Raw genomic sequence first — 15,188 nt, 5'->3', positions numbered from 1 at the left:
AACTAGCAAAACAATGGCAGAATTGATCGAGTACCATATTCATCGGCGAATTTAGTCTAGGTTCACGGTTTTTCACCGGCCTTCAACTAAAAACGCCCACAACTGACGAGTTGGGGAACCACTGTGGCACAAGAAGTGCTTAAGGACCTAAACAAGGTCCGCAACATCGGCATCATGGCTCACATCGATGCTGGTAAGACGACGACCACTGAACGTATTCTCTTCTACACCGGTATCAACCGTAAGGTTGGCGAGACCCACGATGGTGGCGCTACCACCGACTGGATGGAGCAGGAGAAAGAGCGCGGTATTACCATTACCTCCGCTGCTGTGACCTGTTTCTGGAACGAAAACCAGATCAACATCATTGACACCCCGGGCCACGTTGACTTCACCGTTGAGGTAGAGCGCTCTCTGCGTGTCCTTGACGGCGCAGTCGCTGTCTTCGACGGCAAGGAAGGCGTTGAGCCACAGTCCGAGCAGGTGTGGCGTCAGGCTGCTAAGTACGACGTTCCACGTATCTGCTTCGTGAACAAAATGGACAAGCTCGGTGCTGACTTCTTCTTCACCGTTGGCACCATCGTCGACCGCCTGGGTGCAAAGCCATTGGTTCTGCAGATCCCAATCGGTGCAGAAGATGACTTCGACGGCGTTGTCGACCTGATCAACATGCAGGCGCTGACCTGGCGCGGCAAGGTTGAGGTCGGTACCCCAGCTACCGTCGAAGAGATCCCAGCTGACCTCGTTGACACTGCAAACGAATGGCGTGAGAAGCTGCTCGAGACCGTCGCTGAGTCCGACGAAGAGCTGATGGAGAAGTACTTCGGTGGCGAAGAGCTCACCGTTGAGGAGATCAAGGCAGCCATCCGCAAGATGACCGTCAACTCCGAGGTCTACCCAGTTCTGTGTGGTACCGCATACCGCAACAAGGGTGTCCAGCCACTGCTCGACGCAGTCATCGACTTCCTCCCGAACCCACTGGACATCGGCGAGGTTCACGGACACGCTGTCGGCGATGAGAGCACCACCGTTGTGCGCAAGCCTTCCGACGACGAGCCTTTCTCTGCTCTGGCATTCAAGATTGCTGCTCACCCATTCTTCGGTAAGCTGACCTTCGTCCGCGTGTACGCAGGCGTTGTGGAGCCAGGTGCTCAGGTCATGAACTCCACCAAGGGTAAGAGGGAGCGCGTCGGTAAGCTGTTCCAGATGCACGCCAACAAGGAGAACCCTGTTGACGCCGCACACGCTGGTAACATCTACGCCTTCATTGGTCTGAAGGACACCACCACCGGTGACACCCTCTGTGATCTCAACGATCAGATCATCCTCGAGTCCATGGACTTCCCGGATCCAGTGATTGAGGTCGCCATTGAGCCTAAGACCAAGGCTGACCAGGAGAAGCTGGGTACCGCTATCCAGAAGCTGGCTGAAGAAGACCCAACCTTCACCGTTAAGCTGGACGAAGAGACCGGCCAGACCGTCATCGGCGGCATGGGCGAGCTCCACCTCGACGTCCTGGTTGACCGCATGAAGCGTGAGTTCAAGGTTGAGGCAAACGTCGGTGCGCCTCAGGTTGCTTACCGCGAGACCATTCGCAAGGCTGTCGAAAACCTCGACTACACCCACAAGAAGCAGACTGGTGGTTCCGGTCAGTTCGCAAAGGTCATCGTTTCCATCGAGCCTTACGCTCCGGCTCCGGAGGAGCTCGAAGAGGGCGAGTCCCCAATCTACAAGTTCGAGAACGCCGTCACCGGTGGCCGTGTTCCAAAGGAATACATCCCATCTGTCGACGCTGGTATCCAGGACGCTATGCAGTACGGCTTCCTCGCTGGCTACCCACTGGTCAACATCAAGGCAACCCTCGTCGACGGTGCATACCACGACGTTGACTCCTCTGAAATGGCCTTCAAGATCGCTGGTGCTCAGGTACTCAAGGCTGCTGTCGAAAAGGCAAAGCCAGTCCTGCTCGAGCCAATGATGGCTGTTGAGGTCACCACTCCTGAGGAGTACATGGGCGACGTCATTGGCGATATCAACTCCCGCCGTGGTCAGGTCAACGCAATGGAAGACCGCTCCGGTGCGAAGGTCGTCAAGGCTAAGGTGCCACTTTCTCAGATGTTCGGCTACATCGGTGACCTGCGTTCCCGCACCGCGGGCCGCGCAAACTTCACCATGATCTTCGACTCCTACGCAGAGGTTCCTGCGAACGTCGCAGCCGAGATCATCGCAGAGCGTACCGGCAACAAGTAAGCCGATTACCGCTCAGGGAGGGCTAGTTTTGCCAGATTAATTGGCCCTCCTATAATGCGAATAAGCCGTTTGGGTAATGGCTCGCTGAGTCTCCCGAAAAAGGGGGATTGAGCTGGCCATTACTCATGGCAACACTAGGCTTTTCTCGAAGGGTTTGTTTTCTACCGTTTGGGACCCTAGTATCATGTAACTGGCAGAAATAATGCTGCACCTATTTAGCGCCTCGCGTGAGGCACCGAATGGGTACGGATACAAACCACCAAATGTGGCTGCGAAGGTCGTAGCCACCATGAAGTCCAGGAGGACATACAGTGGCAAAGGCGAAGTTCGAGCGCACGAAACCGCACGTAAACATCGGCACCATCGGTCACGTTGACCACGGTAAGACCACCACCACCGCGGCTATCACCAAGGTTCTGGCTGACGCTTACCCAGATCTGAACCAGGCTTTCGCTTTCGATGCCATCGACAAGGCACCGGAAGAGAAGGAACGTGGCATTACCATTAACATTTCCCACGTTGAGTACCAGACCGAGAAGCGCCACTACGCACACGTTGACGCTCCAGGCCACGCCGACTACATCAAGAACATGATCACCGGCGCTGCTCAGATGGACGGCGCAATCCTCGTGGTTGCTGCTACCGACGGCCCAATGCCTCAGACCCGTGAGCACGTTCTGCTCGCTCGCCAGGTTGGCGTTCCTTACATCCTCGTTGCTCTGAACAAATGCGACATGGTTGACGATGAGGAAATCATCGAGCTCGTGGAGATGGAAGTACGTGAGCTGCTCGCTGAGCAGGAGTACGACGAAGAGGCTCCAATCGTTCACATCTCCGCACTGGGCGCCCTCAACGGCGAGCAGAAGTGGGTTGACTCCGTTCTCGAGCTCATGCAGGCTTGTGACGACAACATCCCAGACCCAGTCCGCGAGACCGACAAGCCATTCCTCATGCCTGTCGAGGATATCTTCACCATTACCGGCCGCGGCACCGTTGTTACCGGCCGTGTCGAGCGTGGCCAGCTGAACGTGAACGAGGAAGTTGAGATCCTCGGTATTCGCGAGAAGTCCACCACCACCACCGTTACCGGTATCGAGATGTTCCGTAAGCTCCTCGACTACACCGAGGCTGGCGACAACTGTGGTCTGCTGCTCCGTGGCATCAAGCGTGAAGACGTTGAGCGCGGCCAGATCATCGCTAAGCCAGGCGCTTACACCCCTCACACCGAGTTCGAGGGCTCCGTCTACGTTCTGTCCAAGGACGAGGGTGGCCGCCACACCCCATTCTTCGACAACTACCGCCCACAGTTCTACTTCCGCACCACCGACGTTACCGGTGTTGTGAAGCTCCCTGAGGGCACCGAGATGGTTATGCCTGGCGACAACGTCGACATGTCCGTCACCCTGATCCAGCCAGTCGCTATGGACGAAGGCCTGCGCTTCGCTATCCGCGAAGGTGGCCGCACCGTCGGCGCCGGCCGTGTTACCAAGATCATCAAGTAATCTGATGATCCTGTAATACGCAGGATACAAAGGGCTGTTGGTTCAACCAACAGCCCTTTTTTGTTCGACAATAAATAGGTGAGAACTACAAATTGCCTTAGGATATGTGATATGACTAACGGAACCTCTCGCACTGGCCCCAAGCCGCGGTTCGCTGAACAAGACGCCGTTAACGTCGCGCTGGAACTTGGCCTCACCAATTTCACTCTTGGCGCTGTGGCTGACAGACTAGGTGTCCGTACCTCTGCGCTTTACCGCATCATCGCCTCCCGAGATCACCTCGTCGAACTGTGCGTCAAACACGTCGCAACGAACTGGCCATTCAAACAAACTGCAACCACATGGCAAACTAATCTGACTATTGGCGTCAACGCCCTATGGGAAATCATGGATACCTACGAGGGGCTTGATCAAACAATGCTCACTAGCGCGACGTCATCGATTGCATTTCAAAAGCATCATCGGGAGTTCAAAGATCGTCTTAACGGAACTGGCTTCCCCTGCGACGATGCGACGGCTGATTTACTCATCGAGTTTGTTTTTGGCTCAGTGATCGCTTCGCATTGTCAGGTGGCAGCCGTTCGGGCAGCTCATAAGCTCCACAATGGATCAGACCCCGACCAGCACTGGCTGGCGCGAGGCTACGTGGACGAAAAGGTCGCGTTCTTTATCAACGCCATCGAACAAGGATTGTCAGTTCTTCCGTTCAACGGGAGCGATATGGAACCGGAAAACGACGTCTAGCGTTTCTCTGATTGCCCGGTGCAGGTCCTGCTCCGCAGTCACAGCGTGCTCCTCGAGCGTCCGCAGGTTAACTTGCGGTTCAGCATCGACCGTGATGGTGATGACCCGCGCGCCACGATCCCACCGTGCTACTGAATGAGCACGGATCACCCGTGGCAAGGCCTCGAAGGAGTCGGCTATCGCACCGGCAACTGCGCTGAGGTCATAATCGATCGCGCCCGTTGGAGTGCTGGCTGGTGAAGAGACCCGTCTGATGTGGTAGCGCTTGAGGTTCATGTATAGGCCGAGTACGCCGAACAGCAATGCGAGTATCCCGACGGCACTGACAGCAACCAAGAACCAGGGCGACTGCGGGATGGTGCCCCATTCGTGGGGGCGCATGGTATGGACCAGTTGCTGCGCGATGGGAACGTCGAAATATAGCGCTACGACTAACGCGCCGGCTCCAGTGGCGAGGAGACCGGTGAGGAAAATGATGAGGCGGTTGAGGGCGTCGGTAAGCTTGCTCATTGGTTTTCCCCTGGTTGTTGTTGCAGGCGGACCTGAACCTGTGGCGCATCTGCTAGCGGGGCGACCACGTTATGGACGGTACTGGTCACGCGTTCGACGAGGGTACTGTCAGAGTGGTTGCCTGAGATAGTCACCGTGACGTGGCGGGGTGAGGCGTAGGTGGAGGCGCGTGCCACGCCGGGAACGCGTTCCGCAGCGGCGGTACAAAGCCTGGCGATGTCAACGTTGCGAGTCCAGTGATTCTCGGCCATGCGTAGCTGAATGTGGGTGCGTGGTCGGGGCTTGAGCGCGATCACTATGAGTGCGAATCCAACGGCGACAACCAGGCACCCCATCGGTAGCATCCACGGCTCGTACTTGGCGCGCGCGATGAGCTCGAAAACGGGGGTGAGCAGGCTGTTGAGCTGTGTTCCGGTGCGTTTGGTCCATAGCTCACGGGCAGCGCAGATGGCGACCCCGAACAGCGATAGGCTCATCAAAATCGCGACGATGCGCGATGCCGGGGTGGCGCGGGGAACGCGTGTAGTCATCGGATACCTCGTACAGTGATCGGGGTGGTAACGAGTGGTGGCAGTGCTAAGTCTTCTACCAGGACGCGGCCTTCCCCTGCGACCACCGGACCGACCACAACGTTGCAGGCGAGCACCTTGATGCCGGTGAGGGTATGGACATGTTCGACGATGGTGTCGCGAACGGTTTCGGCAACGTCGAGCAGGGGAGCGGGCCAGGTCACGGCAATGAAGGCCTCGATCGTAGCGGTGTCCCCGTCGTCGTCAAGCTGCACGTCAAACCGAGGGAAGGCACGTCCGGTAAGGCGGCCGACCCCCGACTTAATGGTGGCGGTGCCGGGGACGCTTGCCACTGCTGCCGCAACAATCTTGGTGACGGCCCGCTCGCTGATTTTATCCACGGCGACCTCGGCTCACACTGTCCCACAGGGCGCGGAGATCGATGAGCCCATCGAAATGAGCTCCCACGATACCGCCGATCGTCGCGAACAACGCGGCCCACAGCAGCCCGGACAGACCGCCGAAAATGACAGCGAAGGCGAACAGGAAGCCGATCGCGATGCCGATTAGGACGTTGCTTTTCATATTGTTACGTCTCCGATCGTGACGTCGATGGGTAGGTCCACCAGTTCGCTCACTGCGTGCCGGATTGTCGTAGCGAGCTGGTGCAGGTCGCCAGCAGTGAGCTTAACGACGACATGAACTTCCAATCGCTCCGCCACGAGGCGTAGCCCCGGAACCCGCAGGCCGGGGTAGAGGAGCGCAATTTCCCCGAATTGCCCGGAATGGAGGTGTGCGACGCCGTCACAGGAGCACACCGCATCCTGGATGTGGGTGGCTAGCGAAGGTTCAAGGTAGTCAGTCATCTATTTCACGCGGGGTGTTGCGGTTGCTTCCTCGTAGTTGTCATCGAGCTGCGCAAGGTGGACGTCGTGCACGGTGATGTTCACTTCGGTCACCTCAAGGCCCGTCATACGTTCTAACGCGGCGATAACGTTCCGGCGGATCGCGGCAGCAAGTTCGTGGATGGCCACGCCGTACTCGGCGACGATGGCGATGTCGACGGTGGTCTGGGTTGGGCCCACCTCAACGGAGACACCCTGTTGGGCGCTGCTTCGGGCCCCAGGGATGTTGTCTCGCAGCGCACCGACCATACGGGTAGGGGTGGCGCCAAGGGAATAGACTCCGGATACCTCACGGGTGGCCATCCCCGCTATTTTCGCCACCACCACGTCTTCGATGAGGGTACGGCCACGATCAACTCCGGAGGCTGGCTGGACGGGATCGGTCACGGGGAACTCCTTCATAGTGTGGTGCTGTTTTCATTCCTTATTGTAGGGGGAGATAACACAGCAGGTGAGCCTGGGTGTGTGATGCGTAACAAAGGCTAGGAAAAGGGCTTGAGTTTTTGGGTGGGACATGTTTTAATAGCCAGGTTGCTTTAACAACACGTGAACATTTCTTAACGTTCACGCTGATGGTGAGGCAAACATGATCTTCCTTCTCTCACCTCGTGTGAGAAGGTTGTTCACTTCCTTGGAAGTGGAGAACCGAAGCATGAAGGGGCATGGCAAATAAACAGCGGCAGTCGGCAAGGAACACGCTTATCGCGAGATAGGTTCCCTTCCACTTGACGTAAGAGTCCATAAGTATGGCGTGCGTAACACGGTACTTATCTCTTGCAATCGAGGCTCGACGTAAAAGGTGTTGTTGCTCATGCAAACTTCATCTCTTCGAGTTCATCAAGATTGACAGTCAAGTAACTGGCGTTGTGCGCCAAGCCTCTGACAGGCTCGGACAACGTTATAGAGAAATCAGCGAATTCCCACCGCTCAAGAATTGATGTGGGACAGCGAGGAAGAGGATAAGCGTGGCGGGACAAAAGATCCGCATTAGGCTCAAGGCCTATGACCACGAGGCAATCGACGCTTCCGCAAAGAAGATCGTCGAGACGGTCACCCGTACCGGTGCCCGTGTAGTTGGCCCAGTGCCACTGCCTACTGAAAAGAACGTTTACGCAGTTATTCGTTCTCCACACAAGTACAAGGACTCTCGTGAGCACTTCGAAATGCGTACTCACAAGCGTCTGATCGACATCCTCGACCCAACGCCAAAGACCGTTGACGCTCTCATGCGTATCGATCTTCCGGCCAGCGTCGATGTGAACATCCAGTAATCGACCAGAAGATACTTGGCGGAGAATAAATAATGAGTGAAAACGAAGTAAAGGGCATTCTGGGCACCAAGCTCGGCATGACCCAGATCTTCGACGAGGACAACCGCGTTATTCCGGTTACCGTCGTTGAAGCTGGTCCATGTGTCGTAACCCAGATTCGCACCGTTGAAACCGATGGCTACAACGCCATCCAGATCGCCTACGGCGAAATCGACCCACGCAAGGCTAACAAGCCTGCTGCCGGCCACTTTGCAAAGGCTGGTGTTACCCCACGCCGTCACGTAGCCGAAATCCGCATGGATGACGTTTCCGGTTACGAGGTAGGCCAGGATGTCACCGTTGACATCTTCGAAGGCATCTCCTTCGTCGACGTCACCGGCACCTCCAAGGGTAAGGGCTACGCCGGCGGCATGAAGCGCCACGGCTTTGCTGGCCAGGGCGCAGCTCACGGTAACCAGGCAGCACACCGTCGCGTCGGTGGTATCGGTGCTTGTGCTACCCCAGGCCGCGTCTTCAAGGGCACCCGCATGGCTGGCCGCATGGGTAATGACCGCGTCACCACCCAGAACCTGAAGGTTCAGAAGATTGACGCCGAGGCAAACCTGCTGATCATCAAGGGTGCAATCCCAGGTGTTCGCGGCGGCCTCGTAACCGTTAAGACCGCAGTGAAGGGCGGTGCACACGCATGACCAATCTGAAGCTTGACGTCCACACCGCTGATGGCAAGACCGACGGCACGGTTGAGCTGCCTGCAGAAATTTTCGACCGCGAGGCATCTATCGCTCTGATGCACCAGGTCGTAAATGCACAGCTTGCTGCTGCTCGCCAGGGCACCCACGCTACGAAGACTCGTGGCAAGGTCTCCGGTGGCGGTAAGAAGCCATTCCGTCAGAAGGGCACCGGTCGCGCTCGTCAGGGCTCGATCCGCGCTCCTCACTTCACCGGTGGTGGCATCGCTCACGGCCCACAGCCTCGTAACTACGCGCAGCGTACCCCTAAGAAGATGATCAAGGCTGCTCTGTTCGGTTCCCTGACCGACCGCGCACGCAACGATCGTATTCACGTGGTTACCGAACTTGTTCCGGGCCAGACCCCATCCACGAAGTCTGCACGCGCATTCATCGAGCGTCTCACCGAGCGCAAGAACGTGCTCGTTGTCCTCGGCCGTGAAGACATCACCGCATGGAAGAGTGTTAACAACCTCCCAGGCGTTCACACCCTGGCGGCAGATCAGCTGAACACCTACGATGTTCTCAAGTCTGACGACGTAGTGTTCTCTGTCGAGGCTCTTAACACCTTCATCGACCGCGCTACTGGTGCGGCCAAGGAGGAGGCTAAGTAATGGCTACCATCGCAGATCCACGCGACATCATTCTCGCACCGGTCGTTTCTGAAAAGTCTTACGGCCTCATGGAGCAGGGACAGTACACCTTCCTGGTTGCTCCTACCTCCAACAAGACTGAGATCAAGATTGCTATCGAGCAGATCTTTGGTGTCAAGGTCGCTTCCGTTAACACCATCAACCGTGAGGGCAAGCGCAAGCGCACCCGCACCGGTTACGGTCAGCGTAAGGCAACCAAGCGCGCCATCGTCACCCTGCGCGAGGGCAGCGATCCAATCGACATCTTCGGCGGTTCCGCTTCCTAATCGGGCGGAAAGTTAAGGACCAGAAAACACTATGGCTATTCGTAAGTACAAGCCGACAACCCCGGGTCGCCGCCAGAGCTCCGTTTCGATGTTCGAGGAGATCACTCGCTCGACTCCGGAGAAGTCTCTGCTGCGCCCACTGTCCAAGTCGGGCGGCCGTAACGTTCACGGCCACATCACCACTCGTCACAAGGGTGGCGGACACAAGCGCCAGTACCGCGTCATCGACTTCCGTCGCTCTGACAAGGACGGCATCACCGCAAAGGTCGCTCACATCGAGTACGACCCAAACCGTACCGCTAACATTGCTCTCCTTCACTTCCGTGATGGTGAGAAGCGCTACATCATCGCTCCTAAGGGACTGAAGCAGGGCGCTATCCTCGAGTCCGGCGCTAACGCCGACATCAAGGTTGGCAACAACCTGCCACTGCGCAACATCCCAGCCGGTGCTACCGTGCACTGTGTTGAGCTGAAGCCAGGTGGCGGTGCCAAGATGGCCCGCTCCGCAGGTGCTTCCATCCAGCTGCTGGGTAAGGAAGGCAAGTACGCAATCCTGCGTATGCCATCTTCCGAAATCCGTCGCGTCGACATCCGCTGCCGCGCAACTGTTGGTGAGGTCGGCAACGCTGACCAGATCAACATCCGTTGGGGCAAGGCTGGCCGTATGCGTTGGAAGGGCGTTCGCCCAACCGTCCGTGGTGTCGTTATGAACCCGGTCGACCACCCACACGGTGGTGGTGAAGGTAAGACCTCCGGTGGTCGTCACCCAGTTTCTCCTTGGGGTCAGCCAGAGGGTCGTACCCGCAAGCCAAACCGTCCGTCCGATCGTCTGATCGTTCGTCGCCGTCGCTCCAACAAGAACAAGAAGCGCTAAGAGGAGGTAGAAAATGCCACGCAGCCTTAAGAAGGGCCCGTTTGTCGATGAGCACCTCCTCAACAAGGTGGACGCTCAGAACGAAAAGGGCACCAAGCAGGTCATCAAGACCTGGTCTCGCCGTTCCACGATTCTCCCTGATTTCATCGGTCACACCTTCGCCGTCCACGACGGTCGCAAGCACGTGCCGGTATTCATCGATGATTCCATGGTTGGCCACAAGCTCGGCGAGTTCGCACCAACCAAGACCTTCAAGGGTCACGTCAAGGAAGACAAGAAGGGACGTCGATAAGCGATGAGTGACCAAATCACCACCGCCCGCGCGACCGCGCGCTTCGTCCGGGTCACCCCGATGAAGGCACGTCGTGTCATCGATCTCGTTCGCGGCAAGTCCGTGTCCGAGGCACTGGCTATCCTGAAGTACGCCCCACAGGGCGCTGCAGAGCCAGTAGCAAAGGTCGTTGCATCCGCAGCCGCCAACGCTGAGAACAACTTCGGCCTGGATCCACGCACCCTGGTCATCTCCGAGGCTTACGCCGACGAGGGCCCAACCATGCGTCGTTTCCAGCCACGTGCTCAGGGTCGTGCATTCATCATCCGTAAGCGCACCAGCCACATCACCGTGGTTGTCGAAAGCCAGAAGGAAGGTGCCAAGTAATGGGCCAGAAGATCCATCCTCACGGCCTACGCCTGGGCATTACTTCCGATTGGAAGTCCCACTGGTACGCCGATAAGTCTTACTCCGATTACATCGCAGAAGACATCAAGATTCGCGAGTTCCTCTCCAAGGGTCTCGACCGCGCCGGCGTTGCCGACGTCGTCATCGAGCGCACCCGCGACCGCGTCCGCGTCGACATTCACACCGCTCGTCCGGGCATCGTGATCGGTCGTCGTGGCTCCGAGGCTGACCGTATCCGCGGCCAGCTGGAGAAGCTGACCGGCAAGCAGGTTGCACTCAACATCCTTGAGGTCAAGAACATCGACGCTAACGCTCAGCTGGTGGCACAGTCCATCGCCGAGCAGCTCACCAACCGTGTGGCATTCCGCCGTGCAATGCGCAAGGCAATCCAGGGCGCAATGCGCCAGCCACAGGTCAAGGGCATCAAGGTTGTATGTTCTGGTCGTCTCGGCGGTGCCGAGATGTCTCGCACCGAGCGCTACCACGAGGGTCGCGTTCCGCTGCACACCCTTCGCGCCGAGATCGACTACGGCACCTACGAGGCTCACACCACTTTCGGCCGCATCGGCGTCAAGGTGTGGATCTACAAGGGTGACGTCGTTGGTGGCCGTCGCGAGTCCGAACTCAACGCACCAGCTGAGCGCCGCGGTCGCGGCGACCGTCGCGAGCGTCCACGTCGCGGTGGCCAGCGTCGTCAGCGTGCAGAGCAGAAGCAGGAGGGCTAAGAATGCTTATCCCTAAGCGCGTCAAGTACCGCCGTCAGCACCGCCCACACCGCACTGGTGTTTCCAAGGGTGGCAACCGCGTTACCTTCGGTGAGTACGGCATCCAGGCTCTCGAGCCTGCCTACATCACCAACCGTCAGATCGAGTCCGCTCGTATTGCAATCAACCGCCACGTCAAGCGTGGTGGCAAGGTTTGGATCAACATCTTCCCAGACCGCCCACTGACCCAGAAGGCACTCGGTGTGCGTATGGGTTCCGGTAAGGGTGGCGTGGAGAAGTGGGTCGCTAACGTCAAGCCAGGTCGCATCCTCTTCGAGATGTCTTACCCTAACGAAGAGGTCGCTTTCGAAGCTCTTCGTCGTGCTGGCCAGAAGCTGCCTTGCAAGGTCCGCATCGTCCGGAAGGAGGACCAGTTCTAATGGCATCTGGTATCCCTGCACACGAGCTCCGCGAGCTCAACGCTGAAGAACTGACCACCCGTCTGAAGGAAGCCAAGGAAGAGCTGTTCAACCTGCGCTTCCAGATGGCAACCGGCCAGCTGACCAACAACCGCCGGCTGCGCGTGGTCAAGCAGGACATCGCCCGCATCTACACGGTGATCCGTGAGCGCGAGCTGGGCCTGTCCGTTGTCCCGGGAGCTGAGGCTTAATCATGAGTGAGGCAACTGTGAACAACACCCCAAAGAAGGAAAAGGGCGCCCGCAAGGTCCGCACCGGCTACGTGGTTTCTGACAAGATGCAGAAGACCATCGTGGTTGAGCTCGAGGACCGTAAGCAGCACGCTCTGTACGGCAAGACCATCCGTACTAACTCCAAGGTGAAGGCCCACGACGAGAATGAGATCGCCGGCATCGGCGACCTGGTTCGCATCGAGGAGACCCGCCCGCTGTCCAAGGACAAGCACTTCCGCCTCGTCGAGATCGTCGAGAAGGCTAAGTAAGCTTCGCCCTTGTGGCTAACCGCCAAAGCCCGCCGCCGCCAGGTGGCGGGCTTTTCGCGTGCCTGTCGCCGCGCAATGCTGATTCGTTAGCTAAGCAGGGCAAACGTTATTGATTCGTTCGTTCAGAACTGGCTCGTCATAATTAGAATCGAATGTGTTATCAACGAGATCACAGGGGTCGCGAGTGTACACCAACGACATACCGCCGATCCTCGAAGGTTTTACCGAGTATGGCGTCATCATGTTGCTACCCGGAGCCGTGGTGACTGGCATCGCTTTCGTCGCGCAGTCGGCGATGGGCAAGGAGCCACCGATGCGCGTGGCAGCTGGCTGCGCAGTAGGATTCGTCGGCAGCGCGGTGGCAACGGCGCTGGCGATGTTCGTGGGGAACTTCTTAAGCGGTAATTTTGGTATCAAACATGCGCTGGTATGGGCGGTGTTCGTCGGTATCGTAATGGCACTTTGCTCCCACTTCTATAACATCCGCGGTTTAAGTGTGCTGCACCTGGCTGTAGCCGTCATCTGCGGTAGTGGTTTGCCGTTTTGGCTGGAATACGCGATTACCGGCCCCGGGGACGGGACCGGTCTATGGGCTATTGCGTTGATCTTCGCCTGGTTCGTCGTTGGAACTACAGCGCTTCTCGTTGCGCTCGCTATGTGGATCGCGCGCGCAAGTCGCGGTCGCCCAAGGCGGTGAGCGCTGGCGCCTTTACGACGGCAACCCCGCTCCCGGATACACGTGAATAAGTGCTCGGGGTGGTTAGATAAGCACCGGAAATTTAGCGTACGGATGGGATTTTTCGATCGTAAATCGTACCATCCGTACGCTCGATTTCGCTGGCAATGACATAATCGAAGGCGTGTTAGATTTTCGTGATGCACAAGCTGTCGATGCGGCCAAATTGTATTACCTCAGTGGCCTGAGCCAAGCAGATGTGGCACGCGAGTTGGGGATTTCTCGGCCGACGGTGTCCAAATTACTGCAGTTAGCTCGGGATAAAGGGTATGTGGTGATCTCGCTCCATGATCCGCGCGAGCGAGCGGACGAGCTGGTGGAACAGCTTAAAGCGGAGTTTGGTTTAGCGGATGCCCGCGTGGTGCGTCCGGCAAACAATAGCGCTGCTGAGCTGTTGGCAAGCCTCGGCGCTGCTGGTGCTGCATTGGTGGAAGAGCTTGTTCATGACGACATGAAGGTTGGTGTTTCCTGGGGCAACACCATGTTTGCTGTGTCGGAACATCTGCGAGAGCAAAATCTGCGTGGCGTCGAAGTAATTCAGCTTAAGGGCGGGCATTCACACACCGACCTGAACACCAAAGACATTGCTACGTTGTCGCGGTTTGCTCGGGCATTTAATGCTGAGATGAAAATGCTGCCATTACCCGTGATCTTGGATGATGTGGTGACAAAAGAGCTTGTGGTAAAGGATCGTCACGTGGCTAAGGTGATGGCAGCTGGCGCGTCGTCGGATTTGGTGGTGTTTACGGTGGGGGACGTGCATCGTGAAAGCCTGCTGTTGAATTTGGGGTATTTGTCTGACAGTGAAACCGAATCGTTACTTGCAACGGCGGTGGGCGACGCGTGTTCGAGGTTTTTTACTGCGTCAGGAGATATCGCTAATCCCCGTATTGATGCCCGCACGATCGGAATCTCGTTGAGTGACTTACGGGAGCGTCCGCTGCGGATATTGGTGGCTGGCGGCGTAAATAAAGTTGAGGCCATTAAAACAGCGTTGGCGATGGGGATGGCTACGCATGTAGTCATTGATCATGTGACCGCACTGCGTGTCCTTAACTTGGATAGTGTGTGACATTTATCTAAATGTGGAACAATTGTAAATCAGGGCATTGTCAAATGTGCCCTAGGGGGTTATTGTGAGGGAAGAAGAACATTCATTCCCTTTGAAGAGGAGGACACATGTCTACCACTTCCACCCCTCACATCAACCCAAACGGCGCGCCAATCGCAAAAACGGTTCTCATGCCTGGCGACCCACTGCGTGCCAAGTTCATCGCCGATACGTACCTCGAGAATGTTGTCCAGTTCAACGGAGTTCGTAACATGCTCGGCTTCACTGGCACCTACGACGGCGCGGAAGTGTCCGTCATGGGGTCAGGCATGGGCATCCCTTCCATTGGTATCTACGCTTCAGAGCTGATGAAGTTCTACGATGTCACCCAGATTATTCGCGTTGGTTCCTGCGGGGCAATGCAGCGCAACGTAGATCTCTATGACGTCATCATCGGTATGTCGGCGTCCACTGACTCTAACTTTATGAGCCAGTACAACCTCCCTGGAACCTGGGCTCCTACCGCTTCCTGGAAGCTGATGAAGGTGGCTATCGAAGAAGCTGAAAAGAAGGGTGCGAAATACCACGTGGGTAACATCCTTTCCTCGGATGTTTTCTACAACGACGATGAGTCCGTGAACGAGCGGTGGGCCAAGATGGGCGTGCTCGGCGTGGAAATGGAATCGGCTGCGCTCTACGCAATCGCAGCGCGCCACGGCGTGGACGCGCTCGGAATTTTCACTGCGTCCGACCACCTCATCACAGGGGAGCAAACCACTGCTAAAGAACGTCAAACCGCGTTCACCGCAATGATGGAAATTGCGCTCCCACTAGCAAAGATCTAAG

General features: G+C 57.2%; 23 protein-coding genes. 17 read left to right on the top strand and 6 right to left on the bottom strand.

Features of this window, described 5'->3' with window-relative positions:
• Positions 1-123 precede the first annotated feature (123 nt).
• The 3 genes from fusA (at position 124) to ACZ6ZO_RS08100 (ending at position 4,496) form a co-directional block, all read left to right on the top strand.
• Positions 124-2,250, top strand: coding sequence for an elongation factor G (gene fusA, locus ACZ6ZO_RS08110; protein WP_465291830.1), 2,127 nt, complete (start codon positions 124-126; stop codon positions 2,248-2,250).
• A 311-nt stretch (positions 2,251-2,561) separates the two neighbouring features.
• Positions 2,562-3,752: an elongation factor Tu gene (tuf, locus tag ACZ6ZO_RS08105; protein ID WP_182386981.1), complete on the top strand. Its 1,191-nt coding sequence runs from the start codon at positions 2,562-2,564 to the stop codon at positions 3,750-3,752.
• Between the two features lie 111 nt (positions 3,753-3,863).
• The gene (locus ACZ6ZO_RS08100) at positions 3,864-4,496 is read left to right on the top strand and encodes a TetR/AcrR family transcriptional regulator (RefSeq protein WP_465291828.1); all 633 of its coding nucleotides are present in this window, start codon (positions 3,864-3,866) and stop codon (positions 4,494-4,496) included.
• Here the strand turns inward: ACZ6ZO_RS08100 and ACZ6ZO_RS08095 are convergent.
• Genes ACZ6ZO_RS08095 through ACZ6ZO_RS08070 form a run of 6 tightly spaced genes read right to left on the bottom strand, consistent with a single transcriptional unit; the run spans position 4,446 to position 6,807 of the window.
• Positions 4,446-5,006, bottom strand: a complete 561-nt coding sequence (locus ACZ6ZO_RS08095; protein WP_465291826.1) for an Asp23/Gls24 family envelope stress response protein — start codon at positions 5,004-5,006, stop codon at positions 4,446-4,448. The two genes, ACZ6ZO_RS08100 and ACZ6ZO_RS08095, sit on opposite strands and share 51 nt — an antisense overlap.
• The gene (locus tag ACZ6ZO_RS08090) at positions 5,003-5,536 is read right to left on the bottom strand and encodes a DUF6286 domain-containing protein (protein ID WP_182386978.1); all 534 of its coding nucleotides are present in this window, start codon (positions 5,534-5,536) and stop codon (positions 5,003-5,005) included. Before ACZ6ZO_RS08090 ends, ACZ6ZO_RS08095 begins: the two co-directional genes overlap by 4 nt.
• A complete protein-coding gene (locus tag ACZ6ZO_RS08085; RefSeq protein ID WP_182386977.1) occupies positions 5,533-5,916 on the bottom strand; it encodes an Asp23/Gls24 family envelope stress response protein in 384 nt (127 codons plus the stop codon). The genes ACZ6ZO_RS08090 and ACZ6ZO_RS08085 overlap by 4 nt, the downstream gene beginning before the upstream one ends.
• The gene (locus tag ACZ6ZO_RS08080; RefSeq protein ID WP_182386976.1) at positions 5,909-6,100 is read right to left on the bottom strand and encodes a hypothetical protein; all 192 of its coding nucleotides are present in this window, start codon (positions 6,098-6,100) and stop codon (positions 5,909-5,911) included. The genes ACZ6ZO_RS08085 and ACZ6ZO_RS08080 overlap by 8 nt, the downstream gene beginning before the upstream one ends.
• Positions 6,097-6,381: a hypothetical protein gene (locus ACZ6ZO_RS08075; protein ID WP_182386975.1), complete on the bottom strand. Its 285-nt coding sequence runs from the start codon at positions 6,379-6,381 to the stop codon at positions 6,097-6,099. Before ACZ6ZO_RS08075 ends, ACZ6ZO_RS08080 begins: the two co-directional genes overlap by 4 nt.
• Positions 6,382-6,807, bottom strand: coding sequence for an Asp23/Gls24 family envelope stress response protein (locus ACZ6ZO_RS08070; protein ID WP_331251793.1), 426 nt, complete (start codon positions 6,805-6,807; stop codon positions 6,382-6,384).
• A 578-nt stretch (positions 6,808-7,385) separates the two neighbouring features.
• Between ACZ6ZO_RS08070 and rpsJ the strand changes: the two genes are divergently transcribed.
• From rpsJ to deoD, 14 genes are all read left to right on the top strand, one after another.
• Entirely contained in the window at positions 7,386-7,691 is a 306-nt protein-coding gene (gene rpsJ / locus ACZ6ZO_RS08065) for a 30S ribosomal protein S10 (RefSeq protein ID WP_003848085.1), read from the top strand.
• 32 nt (positions 7,692-7,723) lie between these two features.
• A complete protein-coding gene (gene rplC, locus ACZ6ZO_RS08060) occupies positions 7,724-8,380 on the top strand; it encodes a 50S ribosomal protein L3 (protein WP_182386973.1) in 657 nt (218 codons plus the stop codon).
• Positions 8,377-9,033, top strand: a complete 657-nt coding sequence (gene rplD / locus ACZ6ZO_RS08055) for a 50S ribosomal protein L4 (protein ID WP_182386972.1) — start codon at positions 8,377-8,379, stop codon at positions 9,031-9,033. The genes rplC and rplD overlap by 4 nt, the downstream gene beginning before the upstream one ends.
• Positions 9,033-9,338, top strand: coding sequence for a 50S ribosomal protein L23 (gene rplW / locus ACZ6ZO_RS08050; RefSeq protein ID WP_182386971.1), 306 nt, complete (start codon positions 9,033-9,035; stop codon positions 9,336-9,338). Before rplD ends, rplW begins: the two co-directional genes overlap by 1 nt.
• 31 nt (positions 9,339-9,369) lie before the next feature.
• Positions 9,370-10,212, top strand: coding sequence for a 50S ribosomal protein L2 (gene rplB, locus ACZ6ZO_RS08045; protein WP_182386970.1), 843 nt, complete (start codon positions 9,370-9,372; stop codon positions 10,210-10,212).
• 13 nt (positions 10,213-10,225) lie between these two features.
• Entirely contained in the window at positions 10,226-10,504 is a 279-nt protein-coding gene (gene rpsS / locus ACZ6ZO_RS08040; protein ID WP_018023292.1) for a 30S ribosomal protein S19, read from the top strand.
• Positions 10,505-10,507: 3 nt separating this feature from the next.
• The gene (gene rplV, locus ACZ6ZO_RS08035) at positions 10,508-10,870 is read left to right on the top strand and encodes a 50S ribosomal protein L22 (protein ID WP_182386969.1); all 363 of its coding nucleotides are present in this window, start codon (positions 10,508-10,510) and stop codon (positions 10,868-10,870) included.
• Complete coding sequence (gene rpsC / locus ACZ6ZO_RS08030) at positions 10,870-11,616, top strand: 30S ribosomal protein S3 (protein WP_182386968.1); 747 nt, start codon at positions 10,870-10,872, stop codon at positions 11,614-11,616. Before rplV ends, rpsC begins: the two co-directional genes overlap by 1 nt.
• 2 nt (positions 11,617-11,618) lie before the next feature.
• Positions 11,619-12,035, top strand: a complete 417-nt coding sequence (rplP, locus tag ACZ6ZO_RS08025; protein WP_182386967.1) for a 50S ribosomal protein L16 — start codon at positions 11,619-11,621, stop codon at positions 12,033-12,035.
• A complete protein-coding gene (gene rpmC / locus ACZ6ZO_RS08020; RefSeq protein ID WP_182386966.1) occupies positions 12,035-12,265 on the top strand; it encodes a 50S ribosomal protein L29 in 231 nt (76 codons plus the stop codon). Before rplP ends, rpmC begins: the two co-directional genes overlap by 1 nt.
• A gap of 2 nt (positions 12,266-12,267) precedes the next feature.
• Complete coding sequence (gene rpsQ, locus ACZ6ZO_RS08015; RefSeq protein WP_182386965.1) at positions 12,268-12,555, top strand: 30S ribosomal protein S17; 288 nt, start codon at positions 12,268-12,270, stop codon at positions 12,553-12,555.
• Positions 12,556-12,739: 184 nt separating this feature from the next.
• Positions 12,740-13,252: a hypothetical protein gene (locus ACZ6ZO_RS08010; protein ID WP_182386964.1), complete on the top strand. Its 513-nt coding sequence runs from the start codon at positions 12,740-12,742 to the stop codon at positions 13,250-13,252.
• Positions 13,253-13,415: 163 nt separating this feature from the next.
• Entirely contained in the window at positions 13,416-14,363 is a 948-nt protein-coding gene (locus ACZ6ZO_RS08005) for a sugar-binding transcriptional regulator (RefSeq protein ID WP_465291816.1), read from the top strand.
• A 107-nt stretch (positions 14,364-14,470) separates the two neighbouring features.
• Complete coding sequence (deoD, locus tag ACZ6ZO_RS08000; RefSeq protein WP_465291814.1) at positions 14,471-15,187, top strand: purine-nucleoside phosphorylase; 717 nt, start codon at positions 14,471-14,473, stop codon at positions 15,185-15,187.
• Position 15,188: the final 1 nt, after the last annotated feature.

This window comes from Corynebacterium sp. NPDC104732 (assembly GCF_055583565.1).
This window is presented reverse-complemented; position numbering and strand designations above follow the sequence as displayed.